The following is a 19716-nucleotide window of genomic DNA, read 5'->3' as shown; positions in this document are numbered from 1 at the left end:
CGCGGCGGCTCAACTGAAGTTACCTACTGTGACGCCGAGGACGCAGCGTGATCAGGCCGTACGCCGGAATGGTTACAAAGCCGCAATCATCCCGTCACGGGAGCGGCATCCTGCACAATTGCGGACCCCGCCTCGCGCGGGTCAGAGGACGTCGCCCCGACCGGTGACCTTGAGGGCGTCGACGACACTCTTGACCCGCTGGGCGTGCTCGGCCGTGGTCACGAGCAGGGCGTCGTCCGTATCGACGACGACGATGTCCTTCACGCCGATGATGCTGATCACGCGGCTCGTCTGCGAGACCACGATGCCGCTCGCCCGGTCCGACAGCACACGCGCGTTCTTCCCGAGGATCGCGAGGTCGGTGCGACCTCCGGAGTTGAGCTTCGCGAGGCTCGCGAAGTCCCCCACATCGTCCCAGTCGAAGTGCCCGGGGACGACGGCGAGCTTGCCCTTCTCGGCGGCGGGCTCGGCGACGACGTAGTCGATCGCGATCTTCTCGAGCGTCGGCCAGATGCGGTCGACGGCTGGTCCGCGACGATCGCGATCGTCCCACGCCTCTGCCAGCTCGACGAGCCCGGCGTGAAGGGTGGGGTTGTTCGCCTCGATCTCGGCGAGCAGGACATCGGCACGCGAGATGAACATGCCCGCGTTCCAGAGATAGGACCGATCGGCGACGTAGGTCTTGGCGGTCTCGAGGTCGGGCTTCTCGACGAAGCGCTCCACGAGTGAGGCATCCCGAGCCCCGTCGACGATCAGCTCGCCGCCCCGCTTGATATACCCGAAGCCCACCGCCGGCTCCGTGGGCTGGATACCGATCGTGCAGATGTAGCCCTCGCGCGCGACCTCGACGGCGTCGCGCACCGCGAACTCGAAGACACGCGAGCCGCGGATGACGTGATCCGCCGCGAAGGAGCCGATGACGACATCGGGATGCCGGCGATGCAGGATCGCCGCTGCGAGGCCGATCGCGGCCGCCGAGTCCCGCGGCTCGGATTCGAGGATGACGTTCTTGTCGGGGATGCCGGGCAGCTGCGCCTCGACGGCGGCGCGGTGCGCGCGGCCGGTGACGACGGCGATGCGGTCGGGCCCGGTGAGCGGCTCGAGTCGGTTCCAGGTGTCGCGCAGCAGCGAGTGACCGGAACCGGTGAGGTCGTGGAGGAACTTCGGCGCATCCGCCCGCGAGAGCGGCCACAGGCGGGAACCGACACCCCCCGCGGGGATCACGGCGTAGAAGTCCTCGATGTGTTCGACCATGATCCGAACCCTATCGGCCGGTCGTGACGCTCCCGTTCCGTGCACGTGAAGGGCGCGCTTCCCGGCCGACGGCCGTGACCAATATGTTCTAAGGCTCCCCTTCCTCGCCGGTGTCCTTCAGCGCCGCTTAGGATGGTCGGTGCGCCCGCTTGCGACGATGGGCGACATCCCTGGGGATGCCGTGACCTCGCCGCGCAGCGCGACCCATCTCACCCAAGGGAGGACGACCGTGTCTGCACCAGCACGCGTCACGCCGTCGGTAGCTGAGACCACGTCCAAGACCCCGCGCGGCACGCTGTACCGCGGCAACGAGGGCATGTGGTCGTGGGTGCTGCACCGGATCACCGGCATCGCCATCTTCTTCTTCCTGCTCGTGCATGTGCTCGATACGGCCCTCATCCGGGTCTCCCCCGACGCATACGACGCGGTCATCGGCACGTACAAGAACCCGATCATGGGTCTCGGCGAGGTCGCCCTTGTCGGGGCGATCGTGTACCACGCGTTCAACGGGCTCCGCATCATCGCGGTCGACCTGTGGCCGTGGGCGACGCGCCACCAGCGTCAGCTGTGGTGGGGCGTCCTGGCCGTCTGGGCGGTCACCCTCGTCGGATTCTCCGCACGCCACCTTCCGAACGTCTTCTCGCACATGGGAGGCGAGCACTGATGACCGCCGACACCCTCGTCCCCCCGCGCACCCCGCAGGGCAAGGCCGCCGTCCGCAAGAAGGGGCCGAACCTCGAGAAGTGGGGGTGGGTCTTCATGCGCGTCTCGGGCGTGCTGCTGATCGTCCTCATCTTCGGCCACCTCTTCGTCAACCTCATGGTCGGCGAGGGCATCTCGGCGCTCGACTTCGCCTTCGTCGCCGGCAAGTTCGCGAGCCCGTTCTGGCAGATCTGGGATGTCCTCATGCTGTGGCTCGCCTTCATCCACGGCACCAACGGCATGCGCACGATCGTCAACGACTACGTCACCAACGCGAAGGTGCGCAAGGTGCTCGTCACGAGCCTGTGGGTCGTGGCCGGATTCATGATCCTGCTCGGCACCCTCGTCGTCTTCACCTTCGACCCCTGCATCCCGAACCTCGACGGCAGCATCGTCGCCGAGGTCTGCAAGGCACAGGGCTGAGCCGGCGCGACCGGCACGCATACGGATAGAACAGAGGCAATCGTCACGTGAGCACTCAGACCGCGGACTCCGTCGTCAAGGACGGCGTCCACTACCACCAGTTCGATGTCGTCATCGTCGGCGCCGGCGGCGCGGGCATGCGCGCCGCGATCGAGGCGGGTCCCGGGGCCAAGACCGCCGTCATCACCAAGCTCTACCCGACGCGCAGCCACACCGGCGCCGCACAGGGCGGCATGGCGGCAGCGCTCGCGAACGTCGAAGAGGACTCCTGGGAGTGGCACACCTTCGACACCGTCAAGGGCGGCGACTACCTCGTCGACCAGGACGCGGCTGAGATCCTCGCGAAGGAGGCCATCGACGCGGTCATCGACCTCGAGAACATGGGCCTGCCCTTCAACCGCACGCCCGACGGCAAGATCGACCAGCGCCGTTTCGGCGGGCACACCGCCGAGCACGGCAAGAACCCCGTCCGTCGCGCGTGCTACGCCGCCGACCGCACCGGCCACATGATCCTGCAGACGCTGTTCCAGAACTGCGTCAAGCTCGGCATCAACTTCTTCAACGAGTTCTACGCGCTCGACCTGATCACGGTGAAGGATGCCCTCGGTCGCACCGGCATCGCCGGTGTCGTCGCCTACGAGCTCGCCACCGGTGACCTCCACGTCTTCCACGCGAAGGCCGTCATCTTCGCGACCGGCGGCTTCGGCAAGATCTTCAAGACCACCTCGAACGCGCACACCCTCACCGGTGACGGGGTCGGCATCGTGTGGCGCAAGGGCCTGCCCCTCGAGGACATCGAGTTCTTCCAGTTCCACCCGACCGGTCTGGCCGGTCTCGGCATCCTCCTCACCGAAGGTGCGCGCGGCGAGGGCGCGATCCTCCGCAACGCCTCCGGCGAGCGGTTCATGGAGCGCTACGCCCCCACCATCAAGGACCTCGCCCCCCGCGACATCGTCGCGCGATGCATGGTCAAGGAGGTCCTCGAGGGTCGCGGTGCCGGTCCGAACAAGGACTACGTCTACCTCGACTGCACGCACCTGGGTGCCGAGGTCCTCGAGACGAAGCTCCCCGACATCACCGAGTTCGCCCGCACCTACCTGGGTGTCGACCCCGTCGTCGAGCCCGTTCCGGTCATGCCGACCGCGCACTATGCGATGGGCGGCATCCCGACCAACGTCAAGGGTGAGGTCCTCGCCGACAACGACACCATCGTCCCCGGCCTTTACGCCGCCGGCGAGTGCGCGTGCGTGTCGGTGCACGGCGCCAACCGCTTGGGCACCAACTCGCTGCTGGACATCAACGTCTTCGGCAAGCGCTCCGGCCAGAACGCGGTCGAGTACGTCCAGACCGCCGAGTTCATGCCGCTCCCCGAGGACCCCGCGAAGGAGGTCCGCGAGATGATCGAGGGCCTGCGGAACAACGCCGGCACCGAGCGCATCTCGACCCTCCGCAAGAAGTTGCAGGAGGAGATGGACGCCAACGCCCAGGTGTTCCGCACCGAGGAGACGCTCACCAACGTCATGGGCACGATCAACGATCTGCGCGAGCGCTACAAGAACGTCCACGTCGACGACAAGGGCAAGCGGTACAACACCGACCTGCTCGAAGCGGTCGAACTGGGCTTCCTCCTCGACATCGCCGAGATCGTCGCCTACGCCGCGCGCAACCGGCGCGAGAGCCGCGGCGGTCACATGCGCGAGGACTACCCCGACCGCAACGACGACAAGTACATGCAGCACACGATGGCCTACCTCACGGGCGACCCGCACTCCGCCAACCCCGAGGACCACATCCGCCTGGACTGGAAGCCGGTCGTGTTCACCAAGAACGAGCAGGGCGAGTACAACTACCCGCCGATGGAGAGGAAGTACTGATGACCATCGTCGATTCCGACGCTCCGACCGGCACGCAGGAGTCCACCGACTCCGGCATCCAGTCGTACCTGGTCACCTTCATCATCCGGCGCTTCGACCCCGAGGTCGATGCAGAACCGCGCTGGGTCGACTACGACGTCGAGATGTACCCGACCGACCGCGTGCTCGACGCGCTGCACCGCATCAAGTGGGACGTCGACGGCACGCTGAGCTTCCGTCGCTCGTGCGCCCACGGCATCTGCGGCTCGGACGCGATGCGCATCAACGGCCGCAACCGCCTCGCCTGCAAGACGCTGATCAAGGACCTCGACATCTCGAAGCCGATCTACGTCGAGGCGATCAAGGGCCTGCCGCTGGAGAAGGACCTCATCGTCGACATGGACCCGTTCTTCGAGTCCTTCCGCGACGTGCAGCCCTTCCTGCAGGCGAACACCGCGCCCGAGCCGGGCAAGGAGCGCATCCAGTCCATCAAGGACCGCGCCGTCTACGACGACACCACCAAGTGCATCCTGTGCGCCGCCTGCACGTCGTCGTGCCCGGTCTTCTGGACCGACGGCCAGTACTTCGGTCCGGCCGCGATCGTGAACGCCCACCGCTTCATCTTCGACTCGCGCGACGATGCCGGTGACGTGCGTCTCGACATCCTCAACGACAAGGAAGGGGTGTGGCGCTGCCGCACCACCTTCAACTGCACCGAGGCGTGCCCCCGCGGCATCGAGATCACGAAGGCCATCGCCGAGGTCAAGCAAGCGGTCCTGCGCAGCTGATCGCCCCCGGTACCCTCGAGGCGTGACCTCGAACGACACGACGCCTCCCCTGCGCGAGCGGTGGGAGGCGTCTCGTCTGCGTGAGCGGCTCGACCAGCCGATCGAGAAGGCCACCGACCTGACGCGGCGGACGATCGCCTCGTTCCCGATCAGGGTGTGGCGGCACTTCCTGCAGCGGAACGGGTTCCTCCTCGCCGCCGCCATCAGCTACCAGTCGCTCTTCGCGATCTTCGCGACCCTCTACGCGGCCTTCGCCGTCGTCGGTCTCTGGCTCGGCGGGTCGCAGGACGCGATCGACGCGCTCATCCGCGTCGTGAACACCTACATCCCGGGATTCATCTCCGACGCCGGGCCGGTGGATCCGGACGACGTCGCCTCGATAGCGCGCGACAGCAGTAGCCTGCTGGCCATCACCGGTTCCATCGCCCTCGCCGTCGCCGTCTGGACCGCGATCGGGTTCGTGACCTTCACCCGTCGCGCGGTGCGCGACATCTTCGGGTTGCCGTTCGACCTGCGCAGCTTCGTCCTCCTCAAGCTCGGCGACCTCCTCGCCGCGATCCTCTTCGGCGCGGCACTGATCGTCGGCGCCGGACTCGGCCTCGTCGCCGGCGGACTGGTCTCGCAGGTCCTCGTGTGGGCGAACGTGCCGTTCCCATCAACGGCGACCGAGGTCGCCAGCCGGCTCGGGTCGGTGATCGTGAGCGTTCTTCTCAATGCCGGGGCACTGACACTCCTCATCCGCTTCCTCACCGGCACCTCGCTCCCCTGGCACTCGATCGTCCCGGGCGCGACCGCCGGCGGGGCGGCGCTCGCGCTCCTCCAGCTGGGGTTCGGCTTCCTCGCCGTCTACTCCCCCACCAACCCGCTGCTGGCCACCTTCTCCGTCGTCGTGGGTCTGCTGCTGTGGCTGCGTCTGGCCGGGATCGTCATGCTCGTCGCGGCCTCGTGGATCGGCGTTGCAGCGAGGGACGCCGACATCCCGCTCGCACCGGTGACGGCCGAACAGCAGCGCGCCGCCGAACGGGAGGCCCTGCGGCTCGTCGCCGAGGCGGGCGTCCGCGAGGCACGCAGCGCGCTCGCGGAGGCCACCTGGTGGCAGCGTCCGGGCGCGCGTCGGGATCTGCGCCGCGCCGAGGAGCTGCTCGAGCAGACCCGCGACACGACCCGTGTCGGCGGGCGCGCCTAGGCTGAAAGGCGTGCCTCGAACCGTCCGCATCGCCTCCGTCAACGTCAACGGCATCCGCGCCGCCGCTCGGAAAGGGATGCACGACTGGCTCGAGACCGCGGGCGTCGACATCCTCACCCTGCAGGAGGTGCGGGCCGAGGCATCCGATCTCAGCGCGGCACTGCCGGGGTGGCATGTCGTGAACGACGAGGCCGTGGCCAAGGGCCGTGCCGGTGTCGCGATCGCCGCCCGTGAGCCGCTCGAGGTGTGGCGCGTCGAGCTGGGCGACCAGACGCTCGACTCGAAGGGGCGATGGGTCGAAGCCGATGTCGAGGTCGAGGGCGAGACCCTGACCGTCGTCAGCGCATATGTGTTCACCGGCGAGGCCGGCACCGAGAAGCAGGACGCCAAGTACGCCTTCCTCGACGCGTTGGAGGAGCGGATGCCGCACCTCGGCGACCTGGCGCTCATCACCGGCGACCTCAACGTCGGACACCGCGAGTTCGACATCCGCAATTGGAAGGGCAACGTCAAGAAGGCCGGGTTCCTGCCGCGCGAACGTGCGTACTTCGACCGGTTCCTCGCGCCCGCGGGCGACACCGTGACCACGGTCGACGGCGGGAGCGGTCGCGGTCTCGGCTGGGTGGACGTGGGTCGCTCGTTCGCCGGCGAGGTGGACGGGCCGTACACATGGTGGTCCAACCGCGGGAAGGCGTTCGACAACGACACCGGCTGGCGGATCGACTACCACCTGGCGACCGCCGAGCTCGCGACGCGCGCGACCGACTACCGCGTCGTCCGCGCGGCCTCATGGGACACGCGCTGGAGCGATCACGCGCCGGTCGTGGCCGACTACACGCTCGGCGGCTGAACCCGGGCGGCGGGGGCGCGGCATCCGTTCGCGCCTAGGATCGTAGGGTGAGCAAACCCCGCCTGTACTCCGGAATGCAGCCCTCCGCCGACTCCCTTCAGATCGGCAACTACATCGGGGCGCTCATGCAGTGGCGGGATCTGCAGGAGGCTTACGACGCGTTCTTCTCCGTCGTCGACCTGCACGCCCTGACGCAGCCGAACGACCCGGCGGAGCTGCGCGAGAAGACCCGCCGCACCGCTGCGCAGTACATCGCCGCCGGCATCGAGCCGTCGAAGTCGACGCTGTACGTGCAGTCGCACGTCCGCGCCCACGCCGAGCTCGCCTGGGTGCTGTCGACGGTCACCGGTTTCGGCGAAGCCGGTCGGATGACGCAGTTCAAGGACAAGTCGGCGCGCTACGGAACCGATGCGACGAACGTCGGTCTGTTCACCTACCCGATCCTCATGGCCGCCGACATCCTGCTGTACCAGACCGACATCGTGCCCGTCGGCGACGATCAGAAGCAGCACGTCGAACTGACGCGCACCCTTGCGGAGCGCTTCAACGGGCGCTTCGGCGAGGCGTTCCGCGTGCCGATGCCCGTCATCCAGAAGGACACCGCGCGTATCTACGACCTGCAGAACCCGACCTCCAAGATGTCGAAGTCGGCTGAGTCGGATGCCGGCGTGCTGTGGCTCCTGGACGACCCGGCGAAGTCCGCGAAGAAGGTCATGCGCGCGGTCACCGATTCGGAGGGCGTGGTGCGGTACGACCGCGAGGCCAAGCCCGGGGTCTCGAACCTGCTCGTGATCTACGCCGCGCTCACGGGTCGGCAGATCCCCTCGATCGAGGACGAGTACGCGGGTCGCGGATACGGCGACTTCAAGAAGGGTCTCGCCGAGGTCGTGGTGTCGGAGTTCGGCCCGGTGCGCGAGCGCGCCTTGGAGCTGCTCGACGACCCGGCCGAGCTCGACCGCGTGCTCGCGGCGAACGCCGCCCGTGCCGACGAGGTCGCCGACCGCACCCTGTCCGACGTGTACGACAAGCTCGGGCTGCTGCGACGTGTCTGACGAACCGCGCCTCGACCCCGCGCCCGAGCTGGTCGCCGCGATCGACGCGGCCGCCGGCCCGTCGATGGCGGCTCCGGACGACCGCGTCGCCCAGGAGCGCCTCTGGCGGGCGGTGTTCTCTCTCGAGAAGTGGCTGTTCATCGCCCGCGGCACGGACGATGCCCCGACCCCCTTCGCCGCCACGACCGAGCAGGGACCCGCGATCTTCGCGTTCTCCACGGCGCAGCGTGCGCAGGACGCGGCGGCGGGCTTCGGCATCCCTGCCGAGGAACGGAGCCGCGTGCTCGCCGTTCCCCTCCCTGACGCCGCCGGCTGGGTCGCCTCCTATGCCGAGGCGGGCGTCGAATCGATGGTCTTCGACGCGCCCGTCATCGGAGCCATGGCCCCGCTCACGAACCTCGCCGCCATGGCCGTCTGGATTCAGCAGCACCCCGAGGGCTGAGGCCGCGGGTACGCGCCGTGCGCGGCGGCTCGCGTGCCGGATGCAGGTTCAGTCGCCCGTTCAGGACGTTTCCGACCGCACCACCGACGCTGCGCCTGCATTCGGGACACCGTCAGCGCCGGCGCGCGCGCAGCAATCCCCTCACCGCCGCGACCACCCGATCGGGATTCCACATGATGTCGGCCGCCATCGGCCGGAGCGTCGTGTATCCGAGAGCGGCGAGCGCCAGGTCGCGGCGACGGTCGACCCTGTGGGGGAGCGGACCGGAATGGTGCGCATCGCTGTCGCACTCGACGACGAGCCATCCGTCGACGAGCAGATCGACCCTCCCCACTCCGTCGATCCTCACCTGCACCTCGACGGTCACGCCGAGGCGGCGCAGGATGAGTCGCATCAACGACTCCGGCCCGGACTCGGCTCGACCGTCGAGCAGTTTCCGGATGACGCGGTACTTCCGAGGCACGGCGGCGAAGATGAGGTCGAGCTCCGACGGGGCGACCAGGCCCCAGTGCAGGGCACTATCGAGGGTCGCAACAGCCGCCGCGGGCGACTGGCAGATGATCGCGTGCGCGAGGAGGTCCCATGGGTGAGAGATACCTGCGCCGGAAGCTCGCTCCCCGATAGATGGCGACCAATGCCGGCGGGCTCCCTCATGCGGCATCCGGAGTCGAGCCGCGTGCGGCGGACGTGCACGTGCAGACCCTCTGACGTGAGGGTGAAAATCTCGAAGAGGCGTAGTGCGCTCACGCAGGTGAGTCGACCGCCGACGCGCGCTGCGTGGATGACATCGACCGGGGCGTCCGAGGCGACGTATCGACCGCGCCGAACCGCCACGATCACACCGTCCGCAGCAGCCCGCGCGATGGCCCGTTTCGACATCCCGGACGACCGGAGGTCGTGCGCGGTGTGCGACCGGACGGCGAGGAGGTTTGCAGCTCTGTCGGCGAAGGCACACCGATCGCGTGACGAGGTCATGCGACGACGCTCTCGGACCACGGCGGTGCGCCGACCCCACCCGGCGAAGGATGTTGGCTGATCGGTTGCGCCCGGCCACGGGGGAGGAATCCTCGTGCCGAATGCAGGAGGTAACGGCGAATCCGTCGACGAGCACCGTCCAACGCACGTCTGAACCTGCAGTCGGGACAGAGCCGCGGATAGGGTCGGAGGGTGCAACCGGTGATCCTGCGGACCGAGCGGCTCGAACTGTCGGTACCGACCGAGGCGGACATCGAGGCGATCACGGCGGCGGCGCAGGATCCCGAGGTGCCCCGCTGGACCACCCTGCCCTCTCCCTACGAGCGACGGCATGCTGAGGAGTTCGTCGAGAAGGCCGCCACCTGGTGGGAGGAGGAGAGCGAGCTCACCTGGGCCGTGCGCTGTGAGGGGCGCTGGGTCGGCATGGTCGGTCTGCACCGCGTCGAGAAGCGGGGTTCCGCCGAGATCGGGTTCTGGATGGATGCCGCGGCCCGTGGCCACGGCTACCTCACCGAGGCCGCGACCGCCGTCGTCGACTTCGGCTTCGCGGAACCGCTCGCCCTCGCCCGCATCCAGTGGAGAGCGATCGTCGGCAACGGCGCCTCGGCACGTGTCGCGCAGAAGCTCGGCTTCCGGTACGAGGGGATCCTGCGGCAGGGCCTCAGCGACCCCCGCGGGCGCTACGACGGGTGGATCGCGGCGCTCCTCCCCGACGACGACCGCACCCCGGTGCACTGGCCGGTGATCTGACAACCCCCTCATCACCGTCCGATGCGAGTGGCAGGATGACGGCATGCCGGAGATGCCCGAGGTGCAAGGACTGGTCGACTTCCTGCGCGAGCGCGCGACCGGACTGACCGTCACGAAGGTCTCCGTCGCGAACATCGCCGCCTTGAAGACGTACGATCCGCCGATCGACGCGGTGAAGGGGGCGACGGTGACCGGTGCGCAGCGGCACGGCAAGTTCGTCGACCTCGAAACGGATACCGGTGTCCACCTCGTCTTCCACCTCGCCAAGGCCGGCTGGTTGCGGTGGTACGACCAGCTGCCGGCAACGGTGATCCGCCCGGGTAAGACCCCGATCGCCCTACGTGTCGGGTTCGACGACGGCTCCGGGTTCGACCTCACCGAGGCCGGCACCAAGAAGTCGCTCGCCTACTACGCCGCCCGCTCCCCCGGTGACGTTCCCGGGATCGCCCGCCTCGGCCCCGACCCCCTCGACCCGTCCTTCACGCGCGACACCCTCGCAGGCCTCCTCGCCGGTCGACGGACGCAGATCAAGGGGGTCCTCCGCGACCAGTCGATCATCGCGGGCATCGGCAACGCGTACTCCGACGAGATCCTGCACGCCGCGAAGACGTCGCCCTACGCCCTGGCCGCGACGCTGACGGATGCCGAGGTCGATCGGTTGTACGCGGCGATGCAGCAGACGCTCGCCGAAGCGGTGTCCGCGGCATCCGGCAAACCGCCCGCCGACCTCAAAGACGCCAAGCGCCGCGGGATGGCCGTCCATGGCCGCCGGGGACAGGCGTGCCCGGTCTGCGGAGACGAGGTGCGGTCAGTGTTCTTCGCGGACAACAGTCTCGAGTACTGCCCCACGTGCCAGACGGGCGGCAAGATCCTCGCCGACCGCCGGCTGTCGCGCCTGCTGAAGTAGGTCAGACCGTGCCGGCGAGCACGCGTGCGTCGTCGTCGACCCACCCCATGGACTTCTCGACAGCCTTCGCCCACAGCCGGCAGCGACGGTCCCGCTCGTCGGAATCCATCTGCGGCTCGAACCGGCGATCCTCCTGCCAGTACCCCCGCAGGGCGTCGAGCCCCGACCAGACCCCGACGGCGAGACCTGCGGCGTAGGCGGCGCCGAGCGCCGTCGTCTCGACGACTTTGGGGCGCACGACCGGGATGCCGAGGATGTCGGCCTGGAACTGCATGAGCAGGTCGTTGCGCGTCATGCCTCCGTCGACGCGGAGTTCCTCGAGCTCACGGCCGGTGTCGGACACGACGGCGGAGATGACATCCCGCGTCTGGAAGGCGGTCGCCTCGAGGGCGGCCCGCGCGATGTGGGCCTTCGTCACGTAGCGGGTGAGGCCGACCAGCGCGCCGCGGGCGTCGGGGCGCCAGTAGGGGGCGAACAGACCTGAGAACGCGGGGACGAAGTAGGCGCCGCCGTTGTCGTCGACGCTGCGGGCGAGACGCTCGACCTCGGTCGACTCCGAGATGATGCCGAGGTTGTCGCGCAGCCACTGGACGAGCGATCCGGTGACGGCGATCGACCCCTCGAGGGCGTAATGCGGCGGCTCGTCGCCGAGACGGTAGGCGACCGTGGTGATGAGACCGGCATCCGATCTCACCAGCTCCGTGCCGGTGCCGACGAGCAGGAAGTTGCCGGTCCCGTAGGTGTTCTTGGACTGCCCGGCGTCGAACGCCGCCTGGCCGAAGGTCGCGGCCTGCTGGTCGCCCAGGATGCCGGCGATCCGGATGCCCCGCGCCACCCGCGGCTGCACGACCTCGCCGTACACCTCCGAGGACGACCGGATCTCGGGCAGCATCTCGCGCGGGATGTCCCACACCTGCAGCATCTCGTCGGACCAGTCGAGGCTCGTCAGGTCCATGAGGAGCGTGCGACTCGCGTTGGTGACGTCGGTGATGTGGATGCCGCCGTCGCTGCCGCCGGTGAGGTTCCAGACGACCCACGTGTCGGGTGTCCCGAAGAGCAGATCGCCGCGGCGCGCCGCCTCGCGCGCGCCGTCGACGTTGTCGAGGATCCACGCGATCTTCGACGCGGAGAAGTACGACGCGAGCGGCAGGCCGGTGACGTCGGCGAACGCGTCGACGCCGTGCGCGGCGATCAGACGGTCGATCGCGGGCTGCGTGCGAGTGTCCTGCCAGACGAGCGCATTGTGGATGGGCCGGCCGGTGCGGCGGTCCCACACGATCGCGGTCTCCCGCTGATTCGTCACGCCGATCGCCGCGACGTCGGCCGCCGACAGTCCCACGCGGCCGAGCGCCTTGGCGAGGACCCATTCGGTGTTGGTCCAGATCTCGACCGGGTCGTGCTCGACGCGTCCCGCGCGCGGGAAGATCTGCTCGTGCTCCCGCTGGGCGGTGGCGACGAGGTTGCCCTGCCCGTCGAACACGATGGCCCGCGTCGAGGTCGTGCCCTGGTCGATGGCGATCACGTGCTCGGTCACGTCTCGTCTCCTCTTCGAGTACTCGTCGCCGGTTGGCGGCGACGGGATGCCGGCGTCAGACAGCGACGGGATCGGCGGCGTGGACCGCGACGAGCGTCCGGTCGATCTCCGTGCGCCGGGTCGCGGCATCCCAGCCCATCACATCCGCGATGGCATCGGCCACCTCTTCGAGGACCTCGGGTGTCGCCTCACCGCGGAAGCCGACGTTCGTCCGCCGCAGCACGATGTCGTCGAGGTGCACGACCGACTCGGTGCGCGCGATGTGACGGAACTCACCCGAACTGAATCGCGGCAGGGAGGCGAGGGCCGCATCCTCGTCGTCCTGCCGGAGCGCGGCGGCGACGGCGAGCGCGTGCGTTCCGTACCGGTGCAGGAGGCGGGTGCCGCGCTCGAGTCCGAAGTCGCCGAGGTGGTGGTGGACCCACTCGTCGCGCTCGGCGTCGGTGCGCGGGAACCCGACGGCGCCGCCGATCGGCAGTCCCTTGGTCGAGCGGACCCGCGTGCGTCCGATGCGCGCCATCAGCTCGTCGGCCAGGCGCGCGGCGACGGCACGGAACGTGGTCCACTTGCCCCCGACGAGGCTCAGCACGGGCACGCCGTCGGAGCCCGGAAGCGTCGCCTCCTCGATGCGGTAGTCGCGGGAGACGAAGCCCGCAGCCATGTCGCCGTGGCCGGGAAGGGGACGGACACCCGAGTAGCGGTACACGATCTGCGACCGGTCGACGCGGATGGTCGGGTAGACGTGGCCGACGAGGTCGAGGAAGTAGTCGACCTCCTCCTCGGTGCAGACCGCAGGCTCGGCCATGTCGTGCTCGAGATCGGTCGTGCCCACGAGCACGCGACCGTTCAGCGGGTAGATGAGCACGATGCGCCCGTCCGAGTGCTCGAAGAAGATCTCGCGGCCGCCGGTCGCCTGCATGAGCTCAGGGTGGTCCAGGACGATGTGCGACCCCTTCGTGCCGCCCATGTACCGCGTCGCGTCGCCCAGGGCGCGGTTGGCGAGGTCGGTCCACGGTCCCGCCGCATTCAGGACGACGGATGCCGAGAAGGGGAACTCCTCGCCCGTCACCTCGTCCCGCAGGACGACCTTGCCGCCGTCGACTCCGACCGCCGACGTGTAGTTCGCGGCGCGGGCACGGCTGCCGCCGAGGGCGACACCGTCGCGGACGAGGTCGAGGCCGAGGCGTTCCGGCTCGCGCAGAGAGGCATCCCAGTAGGTCGCGGTGTACTTCACGTCGGCATTGAGATCGGGCAGGTCACGCAGCGACCGGCGCCGACCGTGGAAGGTGTGCCGGGGAACGCGCCCACCGCCGCGCGAGAACGAGTCGTAGATGATGAGCCCGACCTTGATCAGCAGGGCGCCGCGCTCGGTGGAGGCGGTCTTGCGATGGAGCAGCATGCGCAGCGGCGCAGAGAACAGACCCGAGAACGTCGAGAAGATGGGCACGGTGGTGCGCAACGGACGCACGTAGTGCGCGGCGGTGGTCAGCAGGTCGTTGCGCTCGGTGACCGCCTCGTGGACGAGGCGGAACTCCCCGTTCTCGAGGTAGCGGATGCCGCCGTGGATCATGTGGCTGGACGCGGCCGACGCGCCGGAGAGGAAGTCGCTGCGCTCGACGAGAGCGACGTCCACGCCCTGGAGGGCGAGGTCACGGAAGGTCGCGACGCCGTTGATGCCGCCACCGATGATGAGCACGTCTGCCTGCGGCCGCTCGCGCAGCGCCGTCGTCGTCCGTCGGTTCTCGGTGTCCACGCCACTCTCCCTCTTCCGGGGCTGTGCCCGGTTCGCCTCAGACCGCCACCGCAGTGGCCGATGGCACCCATCATCACATCGGTGGACGGGATTGCAGTCCGGTTGCACATACGTGCACACTGTGATCCGTGGAAGACACCCTGGATCCCGACGACGTCCGGCGCGCGCTCACCGCCGCACACCTGTACTACGTCCAGGACCGCACGATGGAGGCCATCGCGCGCGAGATCGGAACGAGCCGCTCCACGGTCTCGCGACTGCTGTCCCGGGCCCGGGCGACAGGGATCGTCGACATCCGCATCCGCTCTCCCTTCGCGGCCCCCCAGCTGCTGGAACAGAACCTGGCCGACCGCTACGGGATCGCCGCGCACGTCGTGCCCGTTCCCGACGATGCGAGCGAGGTGGAGCGTCTGGAGCGGGTGGCGACGGCGGCCGCGCACCTGCTCGGCGACCTCATCGAGGCGGACTCGACCGTCGGAGTCGCGTGGGGGTCGACGACCGCCGCCGTCAGCCGACGCCTCGTCCCCAAGGCCGTGCACGGCACGACCTTCGTGCAACTGAACGGGTCGGGGAACACCCGGACGACCGGCCTGCTCTACGCGAGCGACATCCTCAGCAGGTTCGCCGTGGCGTACGGCGGCAGCGCGCAGCAGTTCCCCGTACCCGCGTTCTTCGACGACCCCCGCACGAAGCAGGCGATGTGGCGGGAGCGCAGCACCACCCGCATCCTCGCCATGCAGGCGGCGATGGACCTCGTCGTGTTCAGCGTCGGCGCGGCCGACTCGCGTGTGCCCAGCCACGTGTATTCGGGCGGTTACCTCGAACCCGAAGAACTCGCCGCGCTCGAGCGCGAGGGCGTCGTCGGCGACGTCGCGACGGTGTTCTACCGCCTCGACGGGTCCACGCGCGGCATCGAGCTGAACGACCGCGCGACCGGGCCGCGTTTCGACGTGCTGCGCCGCGTGCCGAGCCGCGTGTGCATCGTCTCGGGGGTAGACAAGCGCGACAGTCTGCGCGGGGCGCTCGCGGCACGTCTGGTCACCGAGCTCGTCGTCGACGAGGCGACCGCGCGTGCCCTGACGGAATGACCCCCGCGTCAAGAGATGACGGGGAATGAAATCGTCCGGTCTCGGTTGACTACACTTCGAGAGCAAGAAACGTGCTCCGGGGTCGGTGAGAATCCGAACCGGCGGTGACAGTCCGCGAGCGGGATTGAAGATCCTGCTGATCCGGTGTGATTCCGGAACCGACGGTGATGCGATGCGAATCGCTAGTCCGGATGGGAGGCAGCACGGGTGATGCGGCGACGCCGAACCTCCTGCCTGCGCCCGCGCCCCGGAACACCCCATCGTGAGGATCCGGATGAGTGTCACCGACGCAGAGCGCGCGGCGCTCCGTCACGCCTTCGCGCTCGCCCGGCGCGGGCCACGGGGTCTCAACCCCCAGGTCGGGGCCGTCATCCTGTCTCCCGCCGGCGAGGTGCTGGCCGAGGGCTGGCACCACGGTGCCGGAACCCCCCACGCCGAGATCGACGCGCTGTCGAAGCTGGAGCCGGATGCCGCGCGCGGCGCCACCGCGGTCGTCACTCTCGAACCGTGCAACCACACCGGACGCACCGGCCCCTGCGCCCTCGCTCTCATCGAGGCGGGCATCGGCCGCGTCGTGTACGCCGTCGACGACCCGGGCGAGGTGTCCTCGGGAGGCGCAGAGCGGCTGCGGGCAGCCGGTGTCGACGTCGAGGGCGGTGTGCTGAGCGACGAGGGCACCGAGCTGATCGGTTCGTGGCTGACCGTCCAACGACTCGGGCGACCGCACGTGACCTTGAAGTGGGCGCAGTCGCTCGACGGGCGGGCCGCGGCATCCGATGGCACCAGTCAGTGGATCACCGGATCTGCGGCGCGCGCGGACGTGCACCACCGCCGCTCGCTCGCGGACGCGATCGTCGTCGGCACGGGTACCGTGCTCGCCGACGACCCCGCTCTCACCGCGCGGCGCGAAGACGGCGGGCTGTACGAGGACCAGCCCCGACCGGTCGTGGTCGGCATCCGCGCCGTACCTCAGGAGGCCCGGCTGCGCACGCACCCCCGTCCGTTCATGCAGGACGAAGGCGAGGATCTCCGGGACCTGCTCGACCGCCTCCGCGAACTGGGCGCCCAGCGCGTCTTCATCGAGGGCGGTCCGACGCTGGCGGCATCCTTTTTGCGCCAGGGGCTCGTCGACGAACTCCTCGTCTACATCGCGCCGACCCTCATCGGCGGCGACCGCCTCGCCGTCGGCGACATCGGCGTCACGACCATCTCCCAGCAGCGGCGCCTCGACATCACGGGCGTCGACCGACTCGGCGACGACATCCTCGTCACCCTGACCCCCCAGGAGGACTGATGTTCACGGGCATCATCGAAGAACAGGGCGTCATCACCGCGATCGAGCCCTCGGGCGACGGCGTGCGCCTCACCGTCCGGGCGCCCCTCGCCGTCTCCGACGCGCAGCGCGGCGACTCGATCTCGATCAGCGGGGTGTGCTTGACGGTCACCGATCAGACCTCCGACGGGTTCACGGCGGACGTGATGAAGCAGACCCTCGACATGTCGACGCTCGGCGCACTCGGCGTCGACTCCCGCGTCAACGTCGAACGGGCCCTCGCCGCGCATACGCGTCTGGGTGGCCACATCGTGCAGGGCCACGTCGACGGCACCGGTCAGGTGCTCGAGGTGCGTCCGGGCGCGCAGTGGCGTGTCCTGCGCGTCTCGCTCCCCGCCGACCTCGCGCCGCTCGTCGTCGACAAGGGATCGATCACCGTGCAGGGGGTCTCCCTCACCGTATCGGCCGTGTCCGAACCCGACGTCCCGTCGCACTGGTTCGAGATCTCCCTCATCCCCGAGACCCTCGAGGTCACCACGCTCGGGGCCCTTAGCCCGGGCGACCGGGTGAACCTCGAAACCGACATCCTCGCGCGGCACGTGCAGCGGCTGCTCCGATTCGCCTCACCCGACGGCATCCCGTCCACAGAAGAAGGAGGCTCCCGATGAGCCTTTCCACCATCCCCGACGCCCTGGCAGCGCTCAAGGAAGGCCGGCCGATCCTGGTCGCCGACGACGAGAGCCGCGAGAACGAGGGCGACATCATCCTCTCCGCCGAGCTCGCATCGCCGGAATGGCTCGCCTGGACCATCCGCTGGTCGAGCGGATTCCTCTGCGCCCCGATGCCGGCCGATTGGGCCGACCGCCTGGACCTCCCTCCGATGGTGGAGCAGAACCAGGACGCCCGCAGCACCGCCTACACCGTGAGTGTCGACGCCGCCGAGGGCGTCACGACCGGTATCAGCGCGTCGGACCGCGCCCGCACGGTCAACGTCCTCGCGGACCCGGGGTCGGTGCCGTCCTCGCTCATCCGCCCAGGTCACGTCCTCCCGCTGCGCGCGGTGGACGGCGGCGTGCGCGAGCGCGCCGGACACACCGAGGCCGCGGTGGAACTCATGCAGCTCGCCGGCCTCCAGCCAGTCGGTGTCATCGGCGAGGTCGTCGCCGACGACGGCAGCATGATGCGGATGCCGGGGCTCATCGAGATGGGCGAGCGCGAAGGCATCCCCGTCATCACGATCGAGCAGCTCATCGCGCATCTCAACGCGGCCGACGGTGACAGCACGTCGGCCCACACCGACCACCCCGCCAAGCGCCGCGTGAGCCTGCGCGCCGAGGCGACCGTGCCGACCTCGCACGGCGAGTTCCGCTTCCTCGCCTACAAGGATCGGATCACCGGGACCGACCACATCGCGGTCGTCTCGGGCGACCTCGCGGAGGAGGCGCCGCTCGTGCGCGTGCACTCCGAGTGCCTGACGGGTGAGGCGTTCGGCTCGCTCAAGTGCGAGTGCGGGCCGCAGCTCGAGGCGGCCCTCGACGCGATCGAGCAGGACGGCGGTGTCGTCATCTACATGCGCGGTCACGAGGGTCGCGGCATCGGCCTCATCAACAAGCTGCGCGCCTACAGCCTTCAGGAGCGCGGCCTCGACACCGTCGACGCGAACCTCGCGCTCGGCCTTCCGGCCGACGCCCGCGACTACGCGGCTGCCGCCGGCATCCTGTCGGACCTCGGCGTCAAGCAGATCCGTCTGCTCACCAACAACACCGACAAGGTCGCGCAGCTGACGGCGCTCGGTCTCAAGATCGTCGATCAGGTGCCCCTCCTGGTCGGTGTGGGCGCGAACAACCACCAGTACCTGGCGACGAAGGCCGACCGCATGGGTCACATCATCGACGCCGACGAGCTGCGCGAGGCTCTCGCGCACAGTGAGGAGCACACCGCATGAGCGGACACGGAGCGCCGAAGACCGAGGTCGTCGACGCGAGCGACCTGTCGGTCGTCGTCGTCGCGGGGCAGTGGCACGACGTGATCACCGACGGCCTCATCGCCGGCGCGAAGCGGGTGCTCGACGCCTCCGGGGCATCCTGGCGATTGGTCCGGGTGCCGGGCTCGTTCGAACTGCCCGTCGTCGCGAAGGCCGCGCTCGACGCGGGCGCCGACGCCGCCGTGGCCCTGGGCGTCATCATCCGGGGCGGCACACCCCACTTCGACTTCGTCTCGTCGGCGGCGACCGACGGCCTCACCCGTGTCGCGCTCGACACCGGCAAGCCCGTCGGGTTCGGCGTGCTCACCCTCGACGACGAGCAGCAGGGATTCGACCGAGCGGGCCTCGAGGGGTCGAAGGAGGACAAGGGCGCCGAAGCAGCGGATGCCGCGATCCGCACCGCGCTCGTCCTGCGGGAGCTCCGCGTCTGACTGCGCGACCCGATGCTGCGCGGCATCTCCACCTTCAGGTAGCCTGAGGGCATGGAGATCCTGCGCAGCATCGTCGTCCTCGTCCACCTCGTCGGTTTCGCGACGCTCTTCGGCGCCTGGGTGGTCGAACTCGTCGGTCAGCGCCGCGTCACGCGCATCATGCACTGGGGGCTCGGTATCGCCCTCGTCGCGGGTCTCGCCCTGTCCGCCCCGTGGGGTCTCGACCACGACCTGAACTACGTGAAGATCGGCATCAAGCTCGTCGTCCTGGTGATCATCGGCGGCCTGCTCGGCGCGGGAGCGGGACGCCTGCGGAAGTCCGGCTCGGTGCCTGCCGGCATCTTCTGGCCCATCGGCATCCTCACTCTGCTCAACGCCGGACTCGCGGTCATCTGGTGACCGCTCCGGCCGCGCCCGACGCGCGGGAGTAGGCTTGAGGTTTGGCGCCGACGACTCCGTGGACGCCTCGGT

Annotated in this window: 20 protein-coding genes and 1 riboswitch; of the genes, 16 read left to right on the top strand and 4 right to left on the bottom strand. The window is 69.3% G+C overall.

Features of this window, described 5'->3' with window-relative positions:
* Nucleotides 1-141: 141 nt before the first annotated feature.
* The gene (locus ACIGEP_RS00690) at nucleotides 142-1254 is read right to left on the bottom strand and encodes a mannose-1-phosphate guanylyltransferase (protein WP_396659713.1); all 1113 of its coding nucleotides are present in this window, start codon (nucleotides 1252-1254) and stop codon (nucleotides 142-144) included.
* Between the two features lie 229 nt (nucleotides 1255-1483).
* Between ACIGEP_RS00690 and sdhC the strand changes: the two genes are divergently transcribed.
* Genes sdhC through ACIGEP_RS00650 form a run of 8 tightly spaced genes read left to right on the top strand, consistent with a single transcriptional unit; the run spans nucleotide 1484 to nucleotide 8550 of the window.
* Nucleotides 1484-1918 carry a succinate dehydrogenase, cytochrome b556 subunit gene (sdhC, locus tag ACIGEP_RS00685; RefSeq protein WP_396659712.1) on the top strand — a complete coding sequence of 145 codons (435 nt, stop codon included), beginning with the start codon at nucleotides 1484-1486 and terminating at the stop codon, nucleotides 1916-1918.
* Complete coding sequence (sdhD, locus tag ACIGEP_RS00680; protein ID WP_396659711.1) at nucleotides 1918-2379, top strand: succinate dehydrogenase, hydrophobic membrane anchor protein; 462 nt, start codon at nucleotides 1918-1920, stop codon at nucleotides 2377-2379. The genes sdhC and sdhD overlap by 1 nt, the downstream gene beginning before the upstream one ends.
* 47 nt (nucleotides 2380-2426) lie before the next feature.
* Nucleotides 2427-4253: a succinate dehydrogenase flavoprotein subunit gene (gene sdhA, locus ACIGEP_RS00675; RefSeq protein WP_396659710.1), complete on the top strand. Its 1827-nt coding sequence runs from the start codon at nucleotides 2427-2429 to the stop codon at nucleotides 4251-4253.
* The gene (locus ACIGEP_RS00670; protein ID WP_396659709.1) at nucleotides 4253-5020 is read left to right on the top strand and encodes a succinate dehydrogenase iron-sulfur subunit; all 768 of its coding nucleotides are present in this window, start codon (nucleotides 4253-4255) and stop codon (nucleotides 5018-5020) included. Before sdhA ends, ACIGEP_RS00670 begins: the two co-directional genes overlap by 1 nt.
* A 22-nt stretch (nucleotides 5021-5042) precedes the next feature.
* A complete protein-coding gene (locus ACIGEP_RS00665; RefSeq protein ID WP_396659708.1) occupies nucleotides 5043-6206 on the top strand; it encodes a YihY/virulence factor BrkB family protein in 1164 nt (387 codons plus the stop codon).
* A 10-nt stretch (nucleotides 6207-6216) separates the two neighbouring features.
* The gene (locus ACIGEP_RS00660) at nucleotides 6217-7056 is read left to right on the top strand and encodes an exodeoxyribonuclease III (RefSeq protein ID WP_396659707.1); all 840 of its coding nucleotides are present in this window, start codon (nucleotides 6217-6219) and stop codon (nucleotides 7054-7056) included.
* A gap of 47 nt (nucleotides 7057-7103) precedes the next feature.
* The gene (gene trpS, locus ACIGEP_RS00655; protein WP_396659706.1) at nucleotides 7104-8108 is read left to right on the top strand and encodes a tryptophan--tRNA ligase; all 1005 of its coding nucleotides are present in this window, start codon (nucleotides 7104-7106) and stop codon (nucleotides 8106-8108) included.
* On the top strand, nucleotides 8101-8550 hold the full coding sequence (locus ACIGEP_RS00650; protein ID WP_396659705.1) for a hypothetical protein: 450 nt from the start codon (nucleotides 8101-8103) through the stop codon (nucleotides 8548-8550). Before trpS ends, ACIGEP_RS00650 begins: the two co-directional genes overlap by 8 nt.
* Before the next feature lie 112 nt (nucleotides 8551-8662).
* Here the strand turns inward: ACIGEP_RS00650 and ACIGEP_RS00645 are convergent, their stop codons facing one another.
* Nucleotides 8663-9211, bottom strand: coding sequence for an endonuclease domain-containing protein (locus tag ACIGEP_RS00645; RefSeq protein ID WP_396659704.1), 549 nt, complete (start codon nucleotides 9209-9211; stop codon nucleotides 8663-8665).
* Between the two features lie 506 nt (nucleotides 9212-9717).
* Here ACIGEP_RS00645 and ACIGEP_RS00640 point away from each other — a divergent pair.
* Nucleotides 9718-10275, top strand: a complete 558-nt coding sequence (locus tag ACIGEP_RS00640) for a GNAT family N-acetyltransferase (protein WP_396659703.1) — start codon at nucleotides 9718-9720, stop codon at nucleotides 10273-10275.
* A 43-nt stretch (nucleotides 10276-10318) separates the two neighbouring features.
* Entirely contained in the window at nucleotides 10319-11182 is an 864-nt protein-coding gene (locus tag ACIGEP_RS00635; protein WP_396659702.1) for an Fpg/Nei family DNA glycosylase, read from the top strand.
* Nucleotide 11183: 1 nt separating this feature from the next.
* Here the strand turns inward: ACIGEP_RS00635 and glpK are convergent, their stop codons facing one another.
* Both glpK and ACIGEP_RS00625 read right to left on the bottom strand, forming a co-directional pair.
* Nucleotides 11184-12716 carry a glycerol kinase GlpK gene (gene glpK / locus ACIGEP_RS00630; RefSeq protein WP_396659701.1) on the bottom strand — a complete coding sequence of 511 codons (1533 nt, stop codon included), beginning with the start codon at nucleotides 12714-12716 and terminating at the stop codon, nucleotides 11184-11186.
* 55 nt (nucleotides 12717-12771) lie between these two features.
* Nucleotides 12772-14469: a glycerol-3-phosphate dehydrogenase/oxidase gene (locus ACIGEP_RS00625; RefSeq protein ID WP_396659700.1), complete on the bottom strand. Its 1698-nt coding sequence runs from the start codon at nucleotides 14467-14469 to the stop codon at nucleotides 12772-12774.
* Between the two features lie 128 nt (nucleotides 14470-14597).
* Here ACIGEP_RS00625 and ACIGEP_RS00620 point away from each other — a divergent pair, with 128 nt between their 5' ends.
* The 6 genes from ACIGEP_RS00620 (at nucleotide 14598) to ACIGEP_RS00595 (ending at nucleotide 19644) form a co-directional block, all read left to right on the top strand.
* The gene (locus ACIGEP_RS00620) at nucleotides 14598-15557 is read left to right on the top strand and encodes a sugar-binding transcriptional regulator (protein ID WP_396659699.1); all 960 of its coding nucleotides are present in this window, start codon (nucleotides 14598-14600) and stop codon (nucleotides 15555-15557) included.
* A gap of 67 nt (nucleotides 15558-15624) precedes the next feature.
* Nucleotides 15625-15766: riboswitch (FMN riboswitch) on the top strand.
* Between the two features lie 65 nt (nucleotides 15767-15831).
* Nucleotides 15832-16851, top strand: a complete 1020-nt coding sequence (ribD, locus tag ACIGEP_RS00615) for a bifunctional diaminohydroxyphosphoribosylaminopyrimidine deaminase/5-amino-6-(5-phosphoribosylamino)uracil reductase RibD (protein WP_396659698.1) — start codon at nucleotides 15832-15834, stop codon at nucleotides 16849-16851.
* Nucleotides 16851-17498 carry a riboflavin synthase gene (locus tag ACIGEP_RS00610; RefSeq protein ID WP_396659697.1) on the top strand — a complete coding sequence of 216 codons (648 nt, stop codon included), beginning with the start codon at nucleotides 16851-16853 and terminating at the stop codon, nucleotides 17496-17498. The genes ribD and ACIGEP_RS00610 overlap by 1 nt, the downstream gene beginning before the upstream one ends.
* Nucleotides 17495-18775 carry a GTP cyclohydrolase II gene (gene ribA, locus ACIGEP_RS00605; RefSeq protein ID WP_396659696.1) on the top strand — a complete coding sequence of 427 codons (1281 nt, stop codon included), beginning with the start codon at nucleotides 17495-17497 and terminating at the stop codon, nucleotides 18773-18775. Before ACIGEP_RS00610 ends, ribA begins: the two co-directional genes overlap by 4 nt.
* A complete protein-coding gene (gene ribH, locus ACIGEP_RS00600) occupies nucleotides 18772-19245 on the top strand; it encodes a 6,7-dimethyl-8-ribityllumazine synthase (protein ID WP_396659695.1) in 474 nt (157 codons plus the stop codon). Before ribA ends, ribH begins: the two co-directional genes overlap by 4 nt.
* Before the next feature lie 51 nt (nucleotides 19246-19296).
* Nucleotides 19297-19644, top strand: a complete 348-nt coding sequence (locus tag ACIGEP_RS00595; protein ID WP_396659694.1) for a Fe-S protein — start codon at nucleotides 19297-19299, stop codon at nucleotides 19642-19644.
* The last annotated feature ends 72 nt before the right edge of the window (nucleotides 19645-19716 follow it).

This window comes from Microbacterium sp. NPDC077663 (genome assembly GCF_044542795.1).
Classification (GTDB): domain Bacteria; phylum Actinomycetota; class Actinomycetes; order Actinomycetales; family Microbacteriaceae; genus Microbacterium.
This window is presented reverse-complemented; position numbering and strand designations above follow the sequence as displayed.